The organism is Flavobacterium sp. (assembly GCF_044377315.1).
In the GTDB taxonomy this organism is placed as follows: Bacteria; Bacteroidota; Bacteroidia; order Flavobacteriales; family Flavobacteriaceae; genus Flavobacterium.
Window position 1 is genome coordinate 1 of sequence record NZ_JBILJG010000003.1, and the last position, 18,235, is coordinate 18,235.

Sequence of the window (18,235 nt, forward strand, 5' to 3'; positions counted from 1 at the left end):
CACTGTTGATTTAACAGATCCTTTAGTTACAGCTGGAAGTGATGTTGGTGTATTGAGCTATTGGAAAAATTCAAATCTTACTTCTTCTCTTTCAACACCAAGTAGTGTGAGTCAAGATGGTATTTACTATATTGAGTTAACTGTAAATGGCTGTTCGACAGTAAAACCGGTTACTGTTACCATAAACCCATTACCGGTTATTAGCTTACCTGTAAATCCATTCCTTTGTGTAGATCTAAATGGTGATCCTACAACAACAGTTAATCTAGAAACGGGTTTGACATCACCAGCATATAGTTTTGCTTGGTATAATGACACAATATCTTCGACAACTATCATTGGAAATTCTAGTTCATACTTAGCAAATGATCTAGGAACTTACAGAGTAGTAGTTACAAATAACACTACTACATGTACCGATTCTGCCTCTGTAGAAGTTATTAGTTCGCTTCCTCCTTCTGCTATGCAATTTATAACTTCTAGTTATTTTTCTGATGAAGAAATGGTAATGGTAAATGTTACTCCTGCTGGTGATTATGAATACCAAATAAACAATGGTGAGTTTCAAGATAGTAATCAGTTTGTCGGACTAAATTCGGGTGAGCACACCATAGTTGTTAGAGATAAATTTAGTTGCGGTAGAATAGAAGGAACTGTAACATTACTTAATTATCCTAAGTTCTTTACACCAAACGGAGATGGCTTTAACGATACTTGGAATATTTCTGATTTAGAAAATGAACAACCTAACGCAAAAATTTATATATTTGACCGATACGGAAAATTAGTTAAACAAATTGCGCCAGGAGTTAACGGTTGGAATGGAAATATGAACGGAACACCACTTCCTGCTGATGATTACTGGTTTACTGTAGAGTATCAAGAAGAACAAATTAATAAAATTTTTAAATCGCATTTCGCATTAAAACGATAGCCACAATGAATTATAAAGGATTATATTTAGTTTTAGTATTATTTTTTTCACAAATTTCTTTTTCACAACAAGGAATTGCTGTTTATTCTGATTATTTATCAGACAATTATTATTTACTGCATCCATCAATGGCTGGAGCTGCAAATTGTGCTAAATTAAGAGTTACAGCTCGCCAACAATGGTTTGGTCAAGAAGATGCTCCTGCATTACAAACAGCAAGTTTTAATACTCGTTTAGGCGAATTTTCACCATCTGGCGCTGGAATAATTGTTTTTAACGATAAAAATGGCTACCATTCACAAAAAGGATTCAAAATGACTTATGCGCATCATTTAATGTTTTCTAGAGACGAAGTTGATTTAAACCAATTATCATTTGGATTAAGTGGAGGTTTTACACAAGCTTCTTTAGACGAAACAAAATTTTTACAGCCTGGAGAATATGACCCAATAATTGGAGGAATTGTTCAAAGAGATTCCTATTTTAATGTTGACTTTGGAATGTCATACAATTTGAGAAACTTTTATATTCATGGAACATTAAAAAATGCCATTGAAACAAGAAGAGATCTTTATACAGAATTTGAAGATGATAATATAAGAAAAGTTATAATTAACACTGGCTATGCTTTCGGAAGCAAAGATAAATTACTAATTGAACCATCATTGATGTATCAATCAGCAAATAAAACAGGCGAAAAGACGTTCGACGCAAATATTAAAGCGTATAAAGGTATGGATTTTGGAACTTTATGGGGCGGACTATCCTATAGAAGAAGTTTGGATGCAACTGAATTTCTTGATGGTGTAAATGTCAGAGCGCAAAGACTTCAATATATTACTCCAATTGTTGGTATAAATTATAAAGAATATATGGTATCATACACATATTCTCACCTAATAGGCGATATAAGATATGACAATGGCGGTTTTCATCAAATTACACTTGGTATGAATGTCTTCTGTAGAAAAGAAAGATGGCATTGTGACTGTCCTGCGGTTAATTAATAATTCAATAAATTTGTCCCGATTATTTCGGGACTATTTTTTTTTATAGTATGTTAGTAAAATCTGTAAATGGCAAATCGCCAGTAATTCCTCAAGATTGTTATATAGCTGAAAATGCAACAATTATTGGAGAAGTTTTTTTAGGAGAAAAATGTAGTGTTTGGTTTAACGCTGTTATTCGAGGCGATGTAAATAGCATTCATATTGGCAATAAAGTAAATATTCAAGATGGAGCCGTTATTCATTGTACCTATCAAAAACATCCGACTATTATAGGTAATAATGTGTCTATTGGCCATAATGCAATAGTACACGGTTGCACTATTAAAGATAATGTTCTTATAGGAATGGGAGCTATAGTTATGGATAATTGTGTTATAGAAAGCAATTCTATTATTGGTGCTGGATCTGTTGTAACTCAAAACACAGTTGTAGAATCAGGTACAATATATGCAGGCATTCCAGCTAAGAAAGTTAAAGATTTGAATGCTTCAGATTTTGCTGGCGAAATTGAACGTATTTCAAACAATTACGTTATGTACTCAAGTTGGTTTAAAGAAGATTAAAACTCTTTTTGACTAACAGAATACTCGCCTTTTAGAATTTCAGAAAGAACTTTGGGATTGCTATTAGTATAAAAAAACGCTTTCCCTTTTTGTTTTGAAGAATTCAAACCGATTTTTTCTTTTAAAACTTTTTGAGTTTGTCGTGCAACTGCTTCACCAGAATCAATAATTTGAATTCTTGCTGGAAGAATTTGTTTTATTTGTGGAATTAAATACGGATAATGACTGCAACCCAAAACCAAGTAATCAATGTTTTTTTCAATCATTGGATCTAAGTAAGAATGAAGTAATGTAGTCATTTCAGACGAATTTAATTCACCTTTTTCTATTAATTCTACTAATCCGTGCCCTACCTGTTCAACTATTTTAGTATCGTGATAAAGCTCGGTTGTTTTATTGAAAAGTTCGCTAGTCAAAGTTCCTTTTGTTGCTAGAACGCCAATAGTTTGCGTTTTAGAGTTGATTGCGGCTGGTTTGATTGCTGGTTCAATACCAATAAAAGGGATGTCGTATTTGGCTCTTAATTCTTTTATTGCATTTGTTGTAGCGGTATTACAGGCAACAACTATAATTTTGCAGTTCATTTTGAGTAGTACTTCTGTATTTTTACTGCTCAAATCAATTATCTGCTGTTTTGATTTTTTCCCATAAGGTGCATTAACGCTATCCGCTAAATAAATAGTGTCTTCATTTGGCATCAAATCTTGAATTGCTGACCAAATTGATGTCCCTCCTATGCCTGAGTCAAAAAGCCCTATTGGATTATTATTTTTCATTGAAACAAAAGTAAAAAAAAACTGCTCTAAACTGATAATTCAGCAGAGCAGTTTTTTAATTTATTTTAGATTATTAAAATCCTAAATCTTTTTTTACATCAGCAGTCAAGTTTGGTCCATCAGCTAAAAGTAAACCTTCAGAATTTAAAACATACTGATATCCTTTTGCTTTACCAACTTTAGCAATTGAAGCTTTTACTCTTTCGTAAAGAGGTTTCATAATATCTGCTTCTTTTGCTTGTAATTCTTTTTGAGCATTGTCTCTGTAATCAACAATTCTTTTTTGCATGTCTTGCATTTCTTTTGCACGAGTTTCATTAGATGCTTCTGTTTGAGTTGCAGCTTCTTCTTCGTATTTTTTAAGTTTGTTTTGATACTCATCAACCATAGTTTTGTACTCAGCATCATAAGTACCGCTCAATTTTTCTAATTGTTTTTGAGCATCTAGCATTGCAGGCATTTTAGAAATAATTTCGTTTACTTCAACATGAGCAGTTTTTGCTTGTGCTTGAATTGCCTGACTTCCAAGTAACATTACGGCAACTATAACTAACGTTTTAATTTGTTTCATTTTTCTAAATTTAATAATTATTGTTTTAAGGTTTATTTTTGTTTTCTTTATCTAGTTTTAATTTTTCTTCTCTTTCTTTTTTAGCAGCTTCTCTATCGGCTAAAGTTTTTGCTCTTTTTTCTTCTAAATTTTTCTTTCTTTCTTCTAAAACGCGCGCTCTCTCATCTGCTGCTTTTTGTTTTGCATCTGCAACAACTTTTTGTTGTTCATTCTTGGCAGATTCATCATCTTTCGTATCAATTGAAGTTTCTTTACTTAAATCTTCTTTTGGAGTATTAGCAGGAATCGTGCCATTTTTTTTTGCGGCTCTTTCGTCGGCTAATTTTTTTCTTGCCTCCTCTATTTCTTTTTTCTTTGCGTCGGCTGCTAACTTTCTTTCTTCTAATAATTTTTCACGAGCAGCTTTTTTATCGTCTAATTTTTTTTGTCTTTCTGCAAAAGCTGGATTTTCTTTTAATTCGTCTTCAAGATCTTGCTTAGCTTCTTTAGCTTCTTCTGCCTTAAGTTGTTTTTTTGACATTTGAGTTTGCTTAGAAGCACGAGTAATTGCACGAATTACTTGATCGCTAATATCAAATCTTTTGGCAGCAAAAAGCATTGTTAAATCAGAACTTTTATCGAAAATAAAATCATATTTTTTTGCCTCAGCTACATCTTGAGCTGCTGTGAAAACCTGATCTTGAACTGGCTGAACTAACACTGTTTTTTGAACAATTAAATCGCCTTTTGGTCCAAATCTTTTTTCTTGGTACTCTAATAATTCCTTTTTTTGAAAAGCAATTTCTTCTTCTCTTTCTTCAATTAATTCTTTGGTAAGTAAAACTCTTTCCGTCTTTAGAGACTCTTCGAGTTTGGTTAATTCCAATCCTTTAATTTCAATTTCTTGTTTCCATTTAAGCGCTTTTTGCTCTAATTGATTTTTTGCTTCAGTGTAATCTGGAACTTTTTGAAGAATGTACTCCATATCTATATAGCCAATCTTAACTCCTCTTCCCTGTGCATTTACAGAAATTGAAATTAACATACTGACCACAAGAATAACTAAATATTTTTTCATAATTCTAAATTTTATTAGAAATAATTTTCAAATATATTGATTTTAAAATTGTTGACCAATGATGAAGTGAGTTTCCCACCCATTTTTTTGAAGTGTACCTGGAACAGCATCAAAACCATGACCAAAATCAATACCTAACAATCCAAACGCTGGCATGAAAATTCTTAAACCAAAACCTGCCGAACGTTGTAATATAAACGGATTATATTGATTAAAATTGTTATAAGCGGCTCCACCTTCTAGAAATGATAAAACATATATTGATGCAGAAGATTTTAAGGTTATTGGATAACGCATTTCTAGAGAAAACTTGTTGTAAATTGTTCCTCCATCAACACTTGACAATGAATTGTTTGGATAACCTCTTAATTGAATTATCTCTCTACCGTCAAGGGCAAAATTTGCCAAACCATCACCACCTAAAAAGAATCTTTCAAATGGTACAAGACCTCTATCTTCATTGTAAGAACCCATAAACCCAAATTCACCCAATGAGCGAAGAACTAATTTACCATAAATTTTTGTAAACCAATCTGCTTTAAACTTGATTTTGTAATACTCTAACCAATTAAATTTCTTTTGGTCAACTTTTCCTCTATCTGCATCGGCACTCAAATAATCTGATTCTAAAATTTTATCGTAAAAACCTGTCTCTTCATTGAATTTGATTAGATCGCCTTCTTGCGGATAACCATTCGGAGTTACACTATTTACATCAATTGGCAACCTAGAAGAAGCTGCATATCGCAATTTATATTCTATTTGATTCTCTAAATTTCCATAATCAACTCCGTTAAACTTAGAATAAGGTGGTGTAAATTTACCAGAGATACTAAATTCAGAGCCATAAGTTGGAAAAATTGGGTTGGTACCTTTATTATTTCTACTAAGACCAATTGTGTAGGCTAAGTTTCTTGATGATCCATTACCAAACGTAAATAGTCCAGTGTTGTAATTATTCAAATCATAATACTGAAAACTCAATCCTTGTGAGAAAACAAAATAGTTATCAGGAGCATTTAATCTTTTGGCAAGACCAACAGATAAGGAAGTAATATTAAAACTTTTACTTTTATCTATAGTTGAAAACCCATTACTTAGGAACTGCTTGCTATGTGATAATGATGTGCTAAATTGAACAGGTTTTCTTCCTCCAAACCATGGTTCAGAAAAAGACAAACTATACGTTTGGAAAAATGAACTTGCTTGAAGTCGTAAAGCTACTTTTTGACCATCTCCCATAGGCAGGGGTTTGTAAGCATCTTTTTTGAATAAATTACTTGCAGAAAAATTATTAAAAGATAAACCAAGTGTTCCAATGAAACCGCCACCACCATAACCACCTTGAAGTTCTATTTGACTAGAACCTTTTTCGACAACTTGATATTCAATATCAACTGTTCCAGCTCCTGCATCAACGTTTTTAAAATCGGGTTTGATAGCTTCAGGATCAAAGAAACCTAATGCTCCAATTTCACGAATGGTGTTTACTAATTCTTCTTTACTATACTTTTGACCAGGTTTAGTTCTTAACTCACGGTAAATTACTTTATCGTTTGTTTTGTCATTTCCTGTTACTGTAATTTTGTTGAAATAGGCAATTGGCCCTTCGACAATTCTAATTTCAAAATCGATAGAATCTCCAACAGTTTTGGTTTCAACGGCATTTATATTAGAAAATAAATAACCATTGTTTTGATATAAATTAGTAATATCATCACCATCTGGTTTCGACTTATCAGCAATTCTTTTTTCTAACAAAACACCATTGTAAACATCGCCTTTTTTTATTCCTAACATTCTACTTAATCCATTGTCTGGATAAACCGTATTTCCTAAGAATTTGATGTCGCCAAAATAGTATTTACGCCCTTCCTCAATGTTCAAATTTATAGCAATATTTTTCTTTTCTTTGTTATAAATTACAGAATCGGAAGTTATACGAGCATCTCTATATCCTTTCTCCTTATATTTATCAATAATTGTAGTTATATCTTCTTTGTACTTATCTTTAATGAATTTAGATTTTTTAAAAACTCTAAGAGGATTTTGGAAAAAAGAACCAACAGTAAGTTTTTGTTTGGTGTTCTTCATTGCTTTTTTGAGTTTTTGATCAGTAATTTTTTCATTACCCGTAAAAACAATTTTTTCAACCTTTATTTTTTCACCTTTATCAATATTGACAAGCATTTTCACTTCATTAATTACAGTAGTGTCAACAACAGTATTAATATTTACCTTAGTATTGTAATAACCATCTTTTTTATACTTGTTTTCAATATAGTTTCGAGTAGTTGTAATTAAATTTTCGTTAACAATCTTACCTTTAACAAGGTCGTTATCTTTTATAAGAGCTTCTGTTTTATTTTTCTTTATCCCTTTAAACTTAACTTCACTTAATTTTGGTAGTTCGTTTATATTTAATTGAAGGTAAATACTATCTCCAGCAATATTATTTACATAAAAATCAATTTCACTAAAAAGACCAAGTTTACCAAGTTTTTTGATTGCATTAGATATTTCTTCTCCAGGCACGGTCACTGATTGTCCTTTTTCAAGACCGGCGAATGTAACAACTGTTTGTTGGTTGTAGCTTATTTTACCTATAACTTCAATATCGGCTAAAATATATTTTGTTCCTTGATCAAAAGGAATTCTTTCTTGTTCTTGGGCTTTAATTTGAAAAACGCTTCCCAGAAATAGTATTGTAAGAGCTATTCTTAATTTATTTTGTAACACTAAAAATTTATTTAATTTGTTCACTGGTTTTTCCAAATCTACGTTCTCTCTTTTGATAGCTAATGATTGCCTCATACAAATCTTCTTCTTTAAAATCTGGCCAAAGAACTTCGGTAAAGTATAATTCTGAGTAGGCAATTTGCCATAACAAGAAATTGCTTATCCTATGTTCGCCGCTAGTCCGTATTAATAAATCTACGTCTGGTAAATTTTGCGTGTAAAGATGCTGATTTATAATTGATTCGTCAATAGTGTCAATTGAAATTATATTATTTTTAACTTTATCGCTTATAATTTTAACAGCATTTAGCATTTCTTCTCTTGCTCCGTAATTCAAAGCAAGCGTTAAAACCATTCGCGTATTGTTTTTTGTCTTTTCTATTACTTCGAGTAATTCTTTTTGAGCAGATTTGGGTAAACGCTCAAGATTTCCAATAGAATTCAAACGAATATTATTGCCAATAAGTGTTTTAAGCTCTTTTTTTAATGAGCTTATCAAAAGTTTCATTAGGGTTTCTACTTCTAGTTTTGGGCGGTTCCAATTTTCTGTAGAAAAGGCATAAAGAGTTAAATTTTCAATTCCAAGTTTTGCACAAGTTTCTACGGTGATTCTAACAGATTTTGTTCCGTTTTCGTGACCAATTGCTCTTATTAATCCTTGTTTTTTTGCCCAACGACCATTCCCATCCATAATAATGGCAAGGTGTTTTGGTAAATTTTCTAAATTGATTGTATCTTTTAAACTCATTTTTATAGTTTACAATAACATGGTTTATTTCCAAAAGTATAGGTTAATGTTATACCTGAAAAAACATACCAATCAGTACTATTGATGTTGCCAAATTTTAAATGTGACAATTTATTACTTGTTGGATTGCTTCCATCGATATCATCTTTGAAAGTATATCTTGCTCCGGCTTCTATGCCAATAACCCAATGATCTAAAACTTTGGCTTTAACTCCAATGGTCATAGGAATTGCTAATGCACCATATTTTTTTTCCGTTTTGGGGTAATTTTCACCAGCAAAAAATAATCCGTCATATCTTGTATAACTTAGACCTGAATATATATAAGGTGTGACTTTTTTTGTCATATCATGCTGATTGAAATCAAAAAAATTAAATTCAAGTCCTAAAGATAATTCTTTTGCACTATTTTCAAAACTATAATCTCTTCCTTTTCTAGATTTCATATCTGAATCTGCATCTCTTGATGTTAATTTTGATTGAATAAATGATGCTCTCCATGAATGTCTTGGACTTTTATTCCATTTATACAATAGACCATAGGCAGGTTCGTTTGGATTTACATATGTTGTTGGCCCAACATCGCCTATAAAATTACTTCCACCAAAAAAAACCCCAACTTCATGTATTTGAGCTTTTGTTGATGATAAACTTATTAAAAATAAAACTAAAAAAAATCTTTTCATTCTTTTTAAAATAGCGTGCAAATATAATAATTATGACTACTAAAAGTACATGATTTATAATAATCTTTTCTTGCTATATTTAACGTTTATACTAGCGCCAGTTTTTTTCTATTTCTGGCTGGTATTTAAACGGTATTTTTAGTGTTTGTAGTATAAAAAAGTGAAAAAAAATTTAATTTCGCTTGTCTTCTCCCCATAGAAGTTTGTTTCGTAGTGTTTTCAGGAAAGTTTCATTCGGAATTTCAACCATATTTATATAAAATTCTGTTTTTCTTATTGTTAAAACCGAATTATTATTAAGTGTTGCAATTCGAGAATCTAAGGAAACTAAATATTGTTCTTCTCGCCCTGAAACTTTTAGTTTTATTTCTGTATCATCTGGAATAACTAGTGGCCTAGCGTTTAGATTATGCGGAGCAATAGGTGTTATTACAAAACTTTTTACTTCTGGTGTCAAAACGGGACCACCACAACTCAATGAATAACCTGTTGATCCTGTTGGAGTTGAAATAATTAAGCCGTCAGCCCAATATGAATTTAGATATTCATCGTTCAATGAGGTTTCAATTGTAATCATCGAAGTGGTGTCTTTTCGACTAACGGTTACTTCATTCATCGCAAAATTTAGTTCGTTTATTTGTTCATTTTCAGGTGAACATTCTAAACTTAAAAGTGCTCTTTTTGAAATAGTATATTTTTTCTCAATTACCACTTGAAGAAAACTTTCGATATTTTCTTTTTGAACTTTTGCCAAAAAACCTAATCTACCAGCATTAATTCCTATTATTGGAATACCAGAATCTCTAACAAAAGTGGCTGCTCTTAGAATAGTCCCGTCGCCACCAATGCTAACCAAAATATCAAAACTTGAATCTAAACACGAATATTCTTTAAATGTTTTATATTCTCGCTTTAAAATTTCTTGTTCGTATAATATTTTTAAGAATTTTTCTTCAATCACCAATTCGACATTGTTGGCATTAAAAAAAACAAAAATATCTCGAATAATTGGTCGAGTATCGTTTTGGTAATATTGTCCGAAAATTGCGATTTTCATTTTTTCTAAATTATCTAATTGGCAGAATAATTCATTGCCACATTGATTACATACTCAAATATTTGTCTAAATATTCCGATCGTTCTTTTAAACTATTCAAATAATTGTCTTCTTGATGCTCTGAAACAATTTCATAATTGTATCTTCTGAAAGTTTGAATAATATCATTCATAGCTCCAATTGCAATTTTTATGGTAATTTGAACATTTTCAACATCTGCTTCTGAAACAAATAAGCCTAACAATTTACCATTGTTGCTTTCAACAATTTGTGTAATTTGGCTCATAGAATACTCTTGAATACTTTTTTTAATCACAATAATGCCACCTTGTTCTCTTAAAAAAGGTGTTTCGTGAAAAAATTTCACAATATCTTCCAATTCATAATAACCTAAATAGGCATTTTCTTCATTCAAAACCGGAACTACATTGCTGTGATTTTTGGCAAACACTTCTAAAACATCTAGCCAAATCATACTATTTCTGGCAAAAAACCCTTCTAAAGCATATTTATAATCAGAAATATTTTTGTCAGAATCAAAAGTGTCAACATCATCTGCAGCAATGCTACCTATATATATACCCTCATTTAATACCGAAAAATGAGAAAAAGGAACATCCATAAAGAAATCTTGAACATGGGCAATAGTTTCTTGACTATCAAGGGCTTTGTAATCGTTCGTGATGTAGTCGGTAATCTCTGTCATGATACTTATTCAATATTTGTTGCAAAATAATCAAATTTTACAACATAAAACCTTATTTTAACTTTGTATTTTTGTGGTTCAAAAAAAATGATATGACAAAGTTAAGTGTAAATATTAATAAAATTGCAACTTTAAGAAATGCTCGCGGTGGAAATGTTCCCAATTTAGTTCAAGTTGCGAAAGATATTCAGAAATTTGGAGCACAAGGAATCACTATTCATCCGCGTCCTGATGAAAGACATATACGTTATCAGGATGCTCGTGATTTAAAACCAATTGTTTACACAGAGTTCAATATTGAAGGAAATCCGCAACATAATTTTATTGATTTGGTTTTAGAATGCAAGCCCGAACAAGTAACTTTAGTTCCAGATGCTATTGGAGCAATAACTTCATCCGCTGGTTGGGATACTAAAAAAAATCAATCTTATCTAACAGAAGTTATTCAGGAATTTCAGCGTAATGGCATCAGAACTTCTATTTTTGTTGATCCAATTTCAGAAATGATTGAAGGTGCAAAAAAAACAGGAACAGACAGAATTGAATTATACACCGAAGAATTTGCACAACAATACGGTTTAGGAAATCACAGAGTAATTGAAGCATATATAAAAGCTGCAATTATGGCTAATGAGTTAAACTTAGGAATAAATGCAGGTCATGATTTGAGCCTGGATAACATCAAATTTTTCAAAGAAAATATTCCAGATTTATTAGAAGTTTCTATTGGTCATGCATTAATTTCGGAAGCACTTTATTTTGGTTTGGATAATGTTGTAAATATGTATTTGCAAAAATTGAAGTAATTATAAACACAAATTGCCCAATTTTTTTTCGAATTCTAAATTCTAAATTATTTTACAAATTATCTGATACTGTAAATTCGTGAAATTCGAGTCAAAAAAAATAAAATCATGTTATATTCAAGAATAGAAGGACAAGGTAAACCATTATTAATCATCCACGGCTTTTTGGGAATGTCTGATAATTGGAAATCGTTTGGTTTTTTATATGCGGCCGAAGGATTTCAAACACACATGTTAGATTTGCGCAATCACGGTAGAAGTTTTCACTCTGAAAACTTTAGCTACGAAGTAATGGCTCAAGATGTTTTAGAATATTGCCAACAACATAATTTAGAAAAAATTTTCATAATCGGACATTCAATGGGCGGAAAAGTTGCTATGCTTTTTGCGACAAAATATCCCGAAATGATGGAAAAATTAATTGTTGCCGATATTGGTCCAAAATATTATGCACCACATCATCAAGATATTTTAGCCGGACTAAATGCTGTAGATTTTTCATCAAAACCTGATAGAACAGCCGTTGAAGAAATATTGTTTCCTTTTATTCCTGATTATGGTACACGCCAATTTTTAATGAAAAGCTTGTATTGGAAAGAACCCGGTCAACTAGCTTTCCGATTCAATTTGGATGTTTTCAATAGAAAAGTTGAAGAAGTTGGCAAAACATTACCGGAAAATGCCATTTTTGAAAAACCAACTTTGTTCATCCGCGGAGGAAACTCTAACTATATCTTAGATGCTGATTTTCTTGAAATAAAAGAACATTTTCCAAATTTAGAATTAGCAACTATTCCAAACACAGGTCATTGGCTACATGCAGAAAATCCGAATTTATTTTTTAGGGAAACTGCGCTATTTTTAAATAGTAAAATTTTAAAATAAAAAAAACCGTCTTTATTTAAAAAAACGGTTAATTAATAATATAATATCAACTATTATATTTTAAATGTAATAACGGGTCTAACAGCATGATTTACTAAATCCTCGCTTATACTTCCGTTAAAGAAATGAGCAAACCCAGTCCTTCCATGTGTACACATTCCAATGACATCAGCATTTACACTATTTGAAAAATTAATAATTCCTTTTTCGACATTGACATCATTGTATATATGTAATGAATGGTTACTATAATCAAATTCTTTAATAAAATCATTCATTATATTTTCAGCAACAATTGTTGATTTAAAACTATTAGGAGTGTTGATCATTACAAGATTTAAATGCGAACCATATCCTTTGGCAAAATCCAATATTTTAGCGAATGGTTTTTTGATTTCTTCTGAAAAATCTGAAGCAAAAACAAAACTATCAGCTTTAAATTCAGACATTTCATTTTTTATAACCAAAACAGGAACATCAGAATAACGAACAACTTTTTCTGTATTTGAACCGATAAGCATTTCATTAAAACCACTCGCTCCATGAGAACCCATTACAATAAAATCAATATCGTTTTTCTTGCTAATGTTTAAAACGCCACTAAATGCTTTTTCAAACTGAATTACTTCAGAAACTTCAATTCCATCTAAGAAATCTTCATCCATCAAATCTTCTAATCTTTCAATAGCTTTGTTTTTAAAAAACATTATTTCAGGCAAATCTTTACCCGTCCCAATGGCATCATTACCTTGATGAGGCAGCTCAATCATGTGCAATAAGATGATTTCACCGTTGTTTTTTCTTGCGATTTGCGCAGCTACTCTCAACGCATATTCAGAATGCTTTGAGAAGTCGGTAGGTACTAAAATTTTCTTCATGATATATAGTATAATTTATGTAAAAATGTAAGATACATTTTAATTATATAAAGGTACAAAAAATTATAAGATGAAACAATATTTTGATTTATAAAAAAAACACTATATTTGCACCGTTATTTAGTAAAACTTGAATAATGAGGGAAGCAATGCTTCCCTCTTTTTATAACAATATGGTATTTAAAGAAAAGGTATTTAGCTTACTTGAAGAAGGTTTACAAGAAAAACCATCTATTTTTTTAATAGATTTAACAATAACAGATAGTTATAAAATAATTATTACGCTTGATGGAGACAAAGGAGTGCAATTGCAAGACTGTATTGATATCAGTAGAATTATAGAAAATAATCTTGACAGAGAAGAACAAGATTTTTCGCTAGAAGTAGCATCGGTTGGAGTTGGTTCACCTCTAAAAATAGTAAGACAATACATAAAAAATATTGGAAGAAAACTAATAGTAAAATTAGCAACCGAAACCATTGAAGCTGAATTAGTTGAAGTTACAGATAATTTTATAACTTTGTCTTGGCAAGCGAGAGAACCTAAGAAAATAGGAAAAGGAAAAGAAACTGTACAAAAAAGACAAGAAATTCCTTTTTCTGAAATAAAAGAAGCAGTTGTTACAGTAACATTTTAAATAAAGAGTTGGCATGGAAAATTTAGCATTAATCGATTCATTTTCAGAGTTTAAGGACGATAAACTTATTGATCGTGTAACGCTTATGGCGATTTTAGAGGATGTATTTAGAAATGCATTAAAAAAGAAATTTGGTTCAGATGATAATTTCGACATTATTATCAATCCGGATAAAGGTGATATGGAAATTTGGCAAAGAAGAGTTATCGTTGCTGATGATGATTTAGACTTGGACCACCTAGAAATTACACTTACAGAAGCAAGAAAAATTGAACCCGATTTTGAAATTGGTGAAGAAGTTTCTGAAGAAGTAAAATTAATTGATTTAGGAAGAAGAGCTATTTTAGCTTTGCGCCAAAATTTAATTTCAAAAATTCACGAACACGACAATACTAATCTTTATAAACAATTTAAAGATTTAATTGGCGAAATTTACACTGCCGAAGTTCACCATGTACGACCAAGAGTTGTGATTTTGGTAGATGACGAAGGAAATGAAATTGTTCTTCCAAAAGAAAAACAAATCCCATCTGATTTCTTCCGCAAAGGAGATAATGTAAGAGGAATCATTGAAAGCGTTGAATTAAAAGGAAATAAACCTCAAATTATTATGTCTAGAACTTCAGAAAAGTTCTTAGAAAAATTATTTGAACAAGAAATTCCCGAGGTTTTCGACGGTTTAATTATGGTAAAAAATGTTGTTAGAATTCCAGGAGAAAAAGCAAAAGTAGCTGTAGATTCTTATGATGATAGAATTGATCCTGTTGGAGCTTGTGTTGGTATGAAGGGTTCAAGAATTCACGGAATTGTTCGTGAACTTGGAAATGAAAATATTGATGTAATTAATTATACAACTAACATTCAATTATACATTACTAGAGCTTTAAGTCCTGCAAAAGTTTCATCTATTAAAATTAATGAAGAAACAAAAAGAGCTGAAGTTTTCTTGAAATTAGAAGAAGTTTCTAAAGCCATTGGTAGAGGTGGCCACAATATTAGATTAGCTGGTCAATTGACTGGTTACGAATTAGATGTTATAAGAGAAGGCAACGTTGCTGAAGAAGAAGATGACGTTGAATTAACAGAGTTTTCAGATGAAATTGAAGCTTGGGTTATCGAAGAGTTTGCTAAAATTGGTTTAGACACTGCAAGAAGCGTTCTGAAACAAGATGTAAATGACTTGGTAAGAAGAACAGATCTTGAAGAAGAAACCATTATTGATGTCATGAATATTTTAAAAGCAGAATTTAATAGTTAACAACTACTAACTACTACAGCAACGCAACAAAAAAGAAATAATAAAAAGGTTTTATGTCTGAAGAAAGAGTAATAAGAATAAACAAGGTTTTAAGGGAATTAAATATTTCGTTAGAAAGAGCTGTTGATTATCTAAAAGATAAGGGAATTGCTATTGAGTCAAATCCTAACGCTAAAATTTCTGAAAACGAATTTAGTATCCTGCAAAATCAATTTGCTGGCGATAAGGGGAATAAAGAAGCTTCAAAAGAAGTAGGCGAAGAAAAAAGAAAAGAAAAGGAAGCTTTGCGTATCGAAAGAGAACGAGAAATTGAAGAAAAACGCAAACAAGATGAAGAACGTCAACGTCTAGAATTAATCAAAGCAAAAGCTGTCGTTACAGCACCTAAACAGGTCGGTACAATTGATTTGAATCCAAAAAAACCAGTAGCTCCTATTGCAGAAAAGGCTGATCCTAAAGTTGAGATTAAAGTTGAAAAACCTACTAAAAAGGAAACCCCTAAAGTTGAATCTATTCCTATTGTTGACGTAGCTAAGACAAAATCAGAAACGCTTAAAAAAGACGATGAGTCAATTGCTGCTATTGAAGAAGTTTTCAACACACAATATCAAAAATTATCTGGCGCTACACTTACTGGTCAAACAATTGATTTATCTCAATTTAATAAGCCTAAAAAGAAAAAAGAAGAGCCAAAGATTACTCCAAACAAACCAGGAGTGCCTAATGCAGGTAATCCAAATTCAAATGCGAATAAAAACAAAAGAAAAAGGATTCCAACAAAACCAGGAGAAGTTAGACCCGGTGGAAATGGAACACCTGGCGCAAATAAAATAGTACCAAACACAGGCGGAAACAATACAAATAGAGGTGCAAGACCTGGTTTTGTTAAAGGAAACAGACCTGCAATTGTTGCCAAAGTTGAGCCTACAGAAGAAGAAGTTAAAAATCAAATTCGTGAAACTTTAGAAAAATTACAAGGTAAAGGCGGAAAATCTAAAGCAGCTAAATACAGAAGAGATAAAAGAGATACGCACCGTCAAAAATCAGATGACGAACAAAAAGCTATTGAAGAAGGTAGTAAGACCATCAAAGTTACTGAATTCGTTACTGTTGGTGAAATTTCAACAATGATGGATGTGCCTATAACTAAGGTTATTGGAACATGTATGTCACTTGGAATCATGGTTACCATGAATCAACGTCTTGATGCCGAAACATTAACAATTGTTGCTGATGAATTTGGTTACGAAGTTGAATTCATAACAACTGAACTAGAAGAAAACATTCAAGTTGTAGAAGATAGAGAAGAAGATTTAATTACTAGAGCTCCAATCGTAACCGTAATGGGTCACGTTGACCACGGTAAAACCTCTTTGCTAGATTATATTCGTAAAGAAAATGTTATCGCTGGTGAATCTGGAGGAATAACACAACATATTGGCGCCTACGGAGTAACTCTTGATAATGGTCAAAAAATCGCATTTCTTGATACACCTGGACACGAAGCGTTTACCGCTATGCGTGCACGTGGTGCTCAAGTTACAGATATTGCAATTATTGTAATTGCTGCCGATGATGATATTATGCCTCAAACAAAAGAAGCAATTAGTCATGCTCAAGCAGCTGGTGTTCCAATCATTTTTGCAATCAATAAAGTGGATAAACCAAATGCAAATCCTGAAAAAATTAAAGAAGGATTAGCTCAAATGAATTTACTTGTTGAAGATTGGGGTGGAAAATACCAATCACATGATATTTCTGCTAAAATGGGAATAGGCGTAAAAGAACTTTTGGAAAAAGTATTACTTGAAGCAGAAGTTTTAGATTTAAAATCTAATCCAAATAAAGTAGCATCTGGAACTGTTGTTGAAGCATTTTTAGATAAAGGAAAAGGATATGTATCTACAATATTAGTACAACACGGAACTTTAAAAATTGGTGATTATATGCTTGCCGGGAAACATCATGGTAAAATTAAAGCCATGCATGATGAACGTGGTAACACAGTTAAAGAAGCAGGTCCATCAACGCCAGTTTCTGTTCTTGGACTAGACGGTTCGGCAACTGCAGGTGATAAGTTTAATGTTTTCGAAGACGAAAGAGAAGCAAAACAAATTGCTGCTAAACGTACACAATTAATGAGAGAACAATCAGTACGTGTTCAACGACATATTACACTTGATGAGATTGGTCGTCGTATCGCTTTAGGTCAATTTAAAGAATTGAATATAATTCTTAAAGGTGACGTGGATGGTTCTGTTGAAGCTCTTTCTGATTCCTTCTCAAAATTATCTACAGAAGAAATTCAAATCAATATTATTCACAAAGGTGTAGGTGCAATTACCGAATCAGACGTTATGTTAGCTTCTGCATCTGATGCCATCATTATAGGATTTAATGTTCGTCCAGCAGGAAACGCAAGACAATTAGCAGACAAAGAAGAAATCGATATTAGATTTTACTCCATTATCTACGCTGCAATAGATGACTTGAAAGATGCAATGGAAGGGATGTTAGCACCAGAAATGAAAGAAGAAGTTACGGGTACTGCCGAAATTAGAGAGATTTTCAAAATTTCAAAAATTGGTTCTATTGCGGGATGTATGGTAGTTGATGGTAAAATCCTTAGAAGTTCTAAAGTTAGAATTATTCGTCAAGGTGTTGTGGTTCACACAGGTGATCTAATAGCACTTAAACGTTTTAAAGATGATGTAAAAGAAGTAGCCAAAGGATACGATTGCGGTATTCAAATCAAGAATTTTAATGAAATCGAAATTGACGATGTTATCGAATCATTTCACGAAGTTGCTATCAAGAAAAAATTAAAATAATATTCAAAACAGTTCAAATAAAAAACCTCATTTTTTAAAAATGCCCCAAAGAGTTAAACACTATTTGGGGCATTTTTTATTAATAGATGCGT

General features: G+C 31.7%; 17 protein-coding genes. 8 read left to right on the plus strand and 9 right to left on the minus strand.

Features of this window, described 5'->3' with window-relative positions; all coding sequences use genetic code 11:
* The 3 genes from ACIQ66_RS01350 to ACIQ66_RS01360 form a co-directional block, all read left to right on the plus strand.
* Positions 1-934: T9SS type B sorting domain-containing protein (locus ACIQ66_RS01350; RefSeq protein WP_396211021.1), on the plus strand; the 934-nt coding region annotated here is incomplete at its 5' end.
* A gap of 5 nt (positions 935-939) precedes the next feature.
* Positions 940-1,941 carry a type IX secretion system membrane protein PorP/SprF gene (locus tag ACIQ66_RS01355; protein WP_396211022.1) on the plus strand — a complete coding sequence of 334 codons (1,002 nt, stop codon included), beginning with the start codon at positions 940-942 and terminating at the stop codon, positions 1,939-1,941.
* Positions 1,942-1,991: 50 nt separating this feature from the next.
* Entirely contained in the window at positions 1,992-2,507 is a 516-nt protein-coding gene (locus ACIQ66_RS01360) for a gamma carbonic anhydrase family protein (protein ID WP_396211023.1), read from the plus strand.
* On the opposite strand, the gene murI is transcribed toward ACIQ66_RS01360, so the two are convergent.
* The 8 genes from murI to ACIQ66_RS01400 form a co-directional block, all read right to left on the minus strand.
* Positions 2,504-3,283 carry a glutamate racemase gene (gene murI / locus ACIQ66_RS01365; RefSeq protein ID WP_396211024.1) on the minus strand — a complete coding sequence of 260 codons (780 nt, stop codon included), beginning with the start codon at positions 3,281-3,283 and terminating at the stop codon, positions 2,504-2,506. The two genes, ACIQ66_RS01360 and murI, sit on opposite strands and share 4 nt — an antisense overlap.
* Positions 3,284-3,356: 73 nt before the next feature.
* Positions 3,357-3,854 carry an OmpH family outer membrane protein gene (locus ACIQ66_RS01370; protein ID WP_396211025.1) on the minus strand — a complete coding sequence of 166 codons (498 nt, stop codon included), beginning with the start codon at positions 3,852-3,854 and terminating at the stop codon, positions 3,357-3,359.
* 25 nt (positions 3,855-3,879) lie between these two features.
* Positions 3,880-4,911 carry an OmpH family outer membrane protein gene (locus tag ACIQ66_RS01375; RefSeq protein ID WP_396211026.1) on the minus strand — a complete coding sequence of 344 codons (1,032 nt, stop codon included), beginning with the start codon at positions 4,909-4,911 and terminating at the stop codon, positions 3,880-3,882.
* A gap of 42 nt (positions 4,912-4,953) precedes the next feature.
* Positions 4,954-7,725: an outer membrane protein assembly factor gene (locus ACIQ66_RS01380; RefSeq protein WP_396211027.1), complete on the minus strand. Its 2,772-nt coding sequence runs from the start codon at positions 7,723-7,725 to the stop codon at positions 4,954-4,956.
* A complete protein-coding gene (locus ACIQ66_RS01385; RefSeq protein WP_396211028.1) occupies positions 7,658-8,398 on the minus strand; it encodes an isoprenyl transferase in 741 nt (246 codons plus the stop codon). Before ACIQ66_RS01385 ends, ACIQ66_RS01380 begins: the two co-directional genes overlap by 68 nt.
* Positions 8,399-8,400: 2 nt before the next feature.
* Positions 8,401-9,084, minus strand: a complete 684-nt coding sequence (locus ACIQ66_RS01390) for a DUF6089 family protein (RefSeq protein ID WP_396211029.1) — start codon at positions 9,082-9,084, stop codon at positions 8,401-8,403.
* A gap of 172 nt (positions 9,085-9,256) precedes the next feature.
* On the minus strand, positions 9,257-10,141 hold the full coding sequence (locus ACIQ66_RS01395; protein WP_396211030.1) for an NAD kinase: 885 nt from the start codon (positions 10,139-10,141) through the stop codon (positions 9,257-9,259).
* A gap of 46 nt (positions 10,142-10,187) precedes the next feature.
* Complete coding sequence (locus ACIQ66_RS01400; protein WP_396211031.1) at positions 10,188-10,847, minus strand: CBS domain-containing protein; 660 nt, start codon at positions 10,845-10,847, stop codon at positions 10,188-10,190.
* 92 nt (positions 10,848-10,939) lie between these two features.
* Between ACIQ66_RS01400 and ACIQ66_RS01405 the strand changes: the two genes are divergently transcribed.
* Positions 10,940-11,653, plus strand: coding sequence for a pyridoxine 5'-phosphate synthase (locus ACIQ66_RS01405; RefSeq protein WP_396211032.1), 714 nt, complete (start codon positions 10,940-10,942; stop codon positions 11,651-11,653).
* 108 nt (positions 11,654-11,761) lie between these two features.
* The gene (locus tag ACIQ66_RS01410; RefSeq protein ID WP_396211033.1) at positions 11,762-12,538 is read left to right on the plus strand and encodes an alpha/beta fold hydrolase; all 777 of its coding nucleotides are present in this window, start codon (positions 11,762-11,764) and stop codon (positions 12,536-12,538) included.
* Between the two features lie 53 nt (positions 12,539-12,591).
* Here the strand turns inward: ACIQ66_RS01410 and ACIQ66_RS01415 are convergent, their stop codons facing one another.
* The gene (locus ACIQ66_RS01415; RefSeq protein WP_396211034.1) at positions 12,592-13,416 is read right to left on the minus strand and encodes a universal stress protein; all 825 of its coding nucleotides are present in this window, start codon (positions 13,414-13,416) and stop codon (positions 12,592-12,594) included.
* Positions 13,417-13,589: 173 nt separating this feature from the next.
* Here ACIQ66_RS01415 and rimP point away from each other — a divergent pair, with 173 nt between their 5' ends.
* From rimP to infB, 3 genes are read left to right on the plus strand one after another with little or no spacing between them, the layout of a single operon-like run.
* The gene (gene rimP, locus ACIQ66_RS01420; RefSeq protein WP_396211035.1) at positions 13,590-14,054 is read left to right on the plus strand and encodes a ribosome assembly cofactor RimP; all 465 of its coding nucleotides are present in this window, start codon (positions 13,590-13,592) and stop codon (positions 14,052-14,054) included.
* 13 nt (positions 14,055-14,067) lie between these two features.
* Entirely contained in the window at positions 14,068-15,312 is a 1,245-nt protein-coding gene (gene nusA, locus ACIQ66_RS01425; protein ID WP_396211036.1) for a transcription termination factor NusA, read from the plus strand.
* Between the two features lie 53 nt (positions 15,313-15,365).
* Positions 15,366-18,143, plus strand: coding sequence for a translation initiation factor IF-2 (infB, locus tag ACIQ66_RS01430; RefSeq protein ID WP_396211037.1), 2,778 nt, complete (start codon positions 15,366-15,368; stop codon positions 18,141-18,143).
* Positions 18,144-18,235 lie beyond the last annotated feature (92 nt).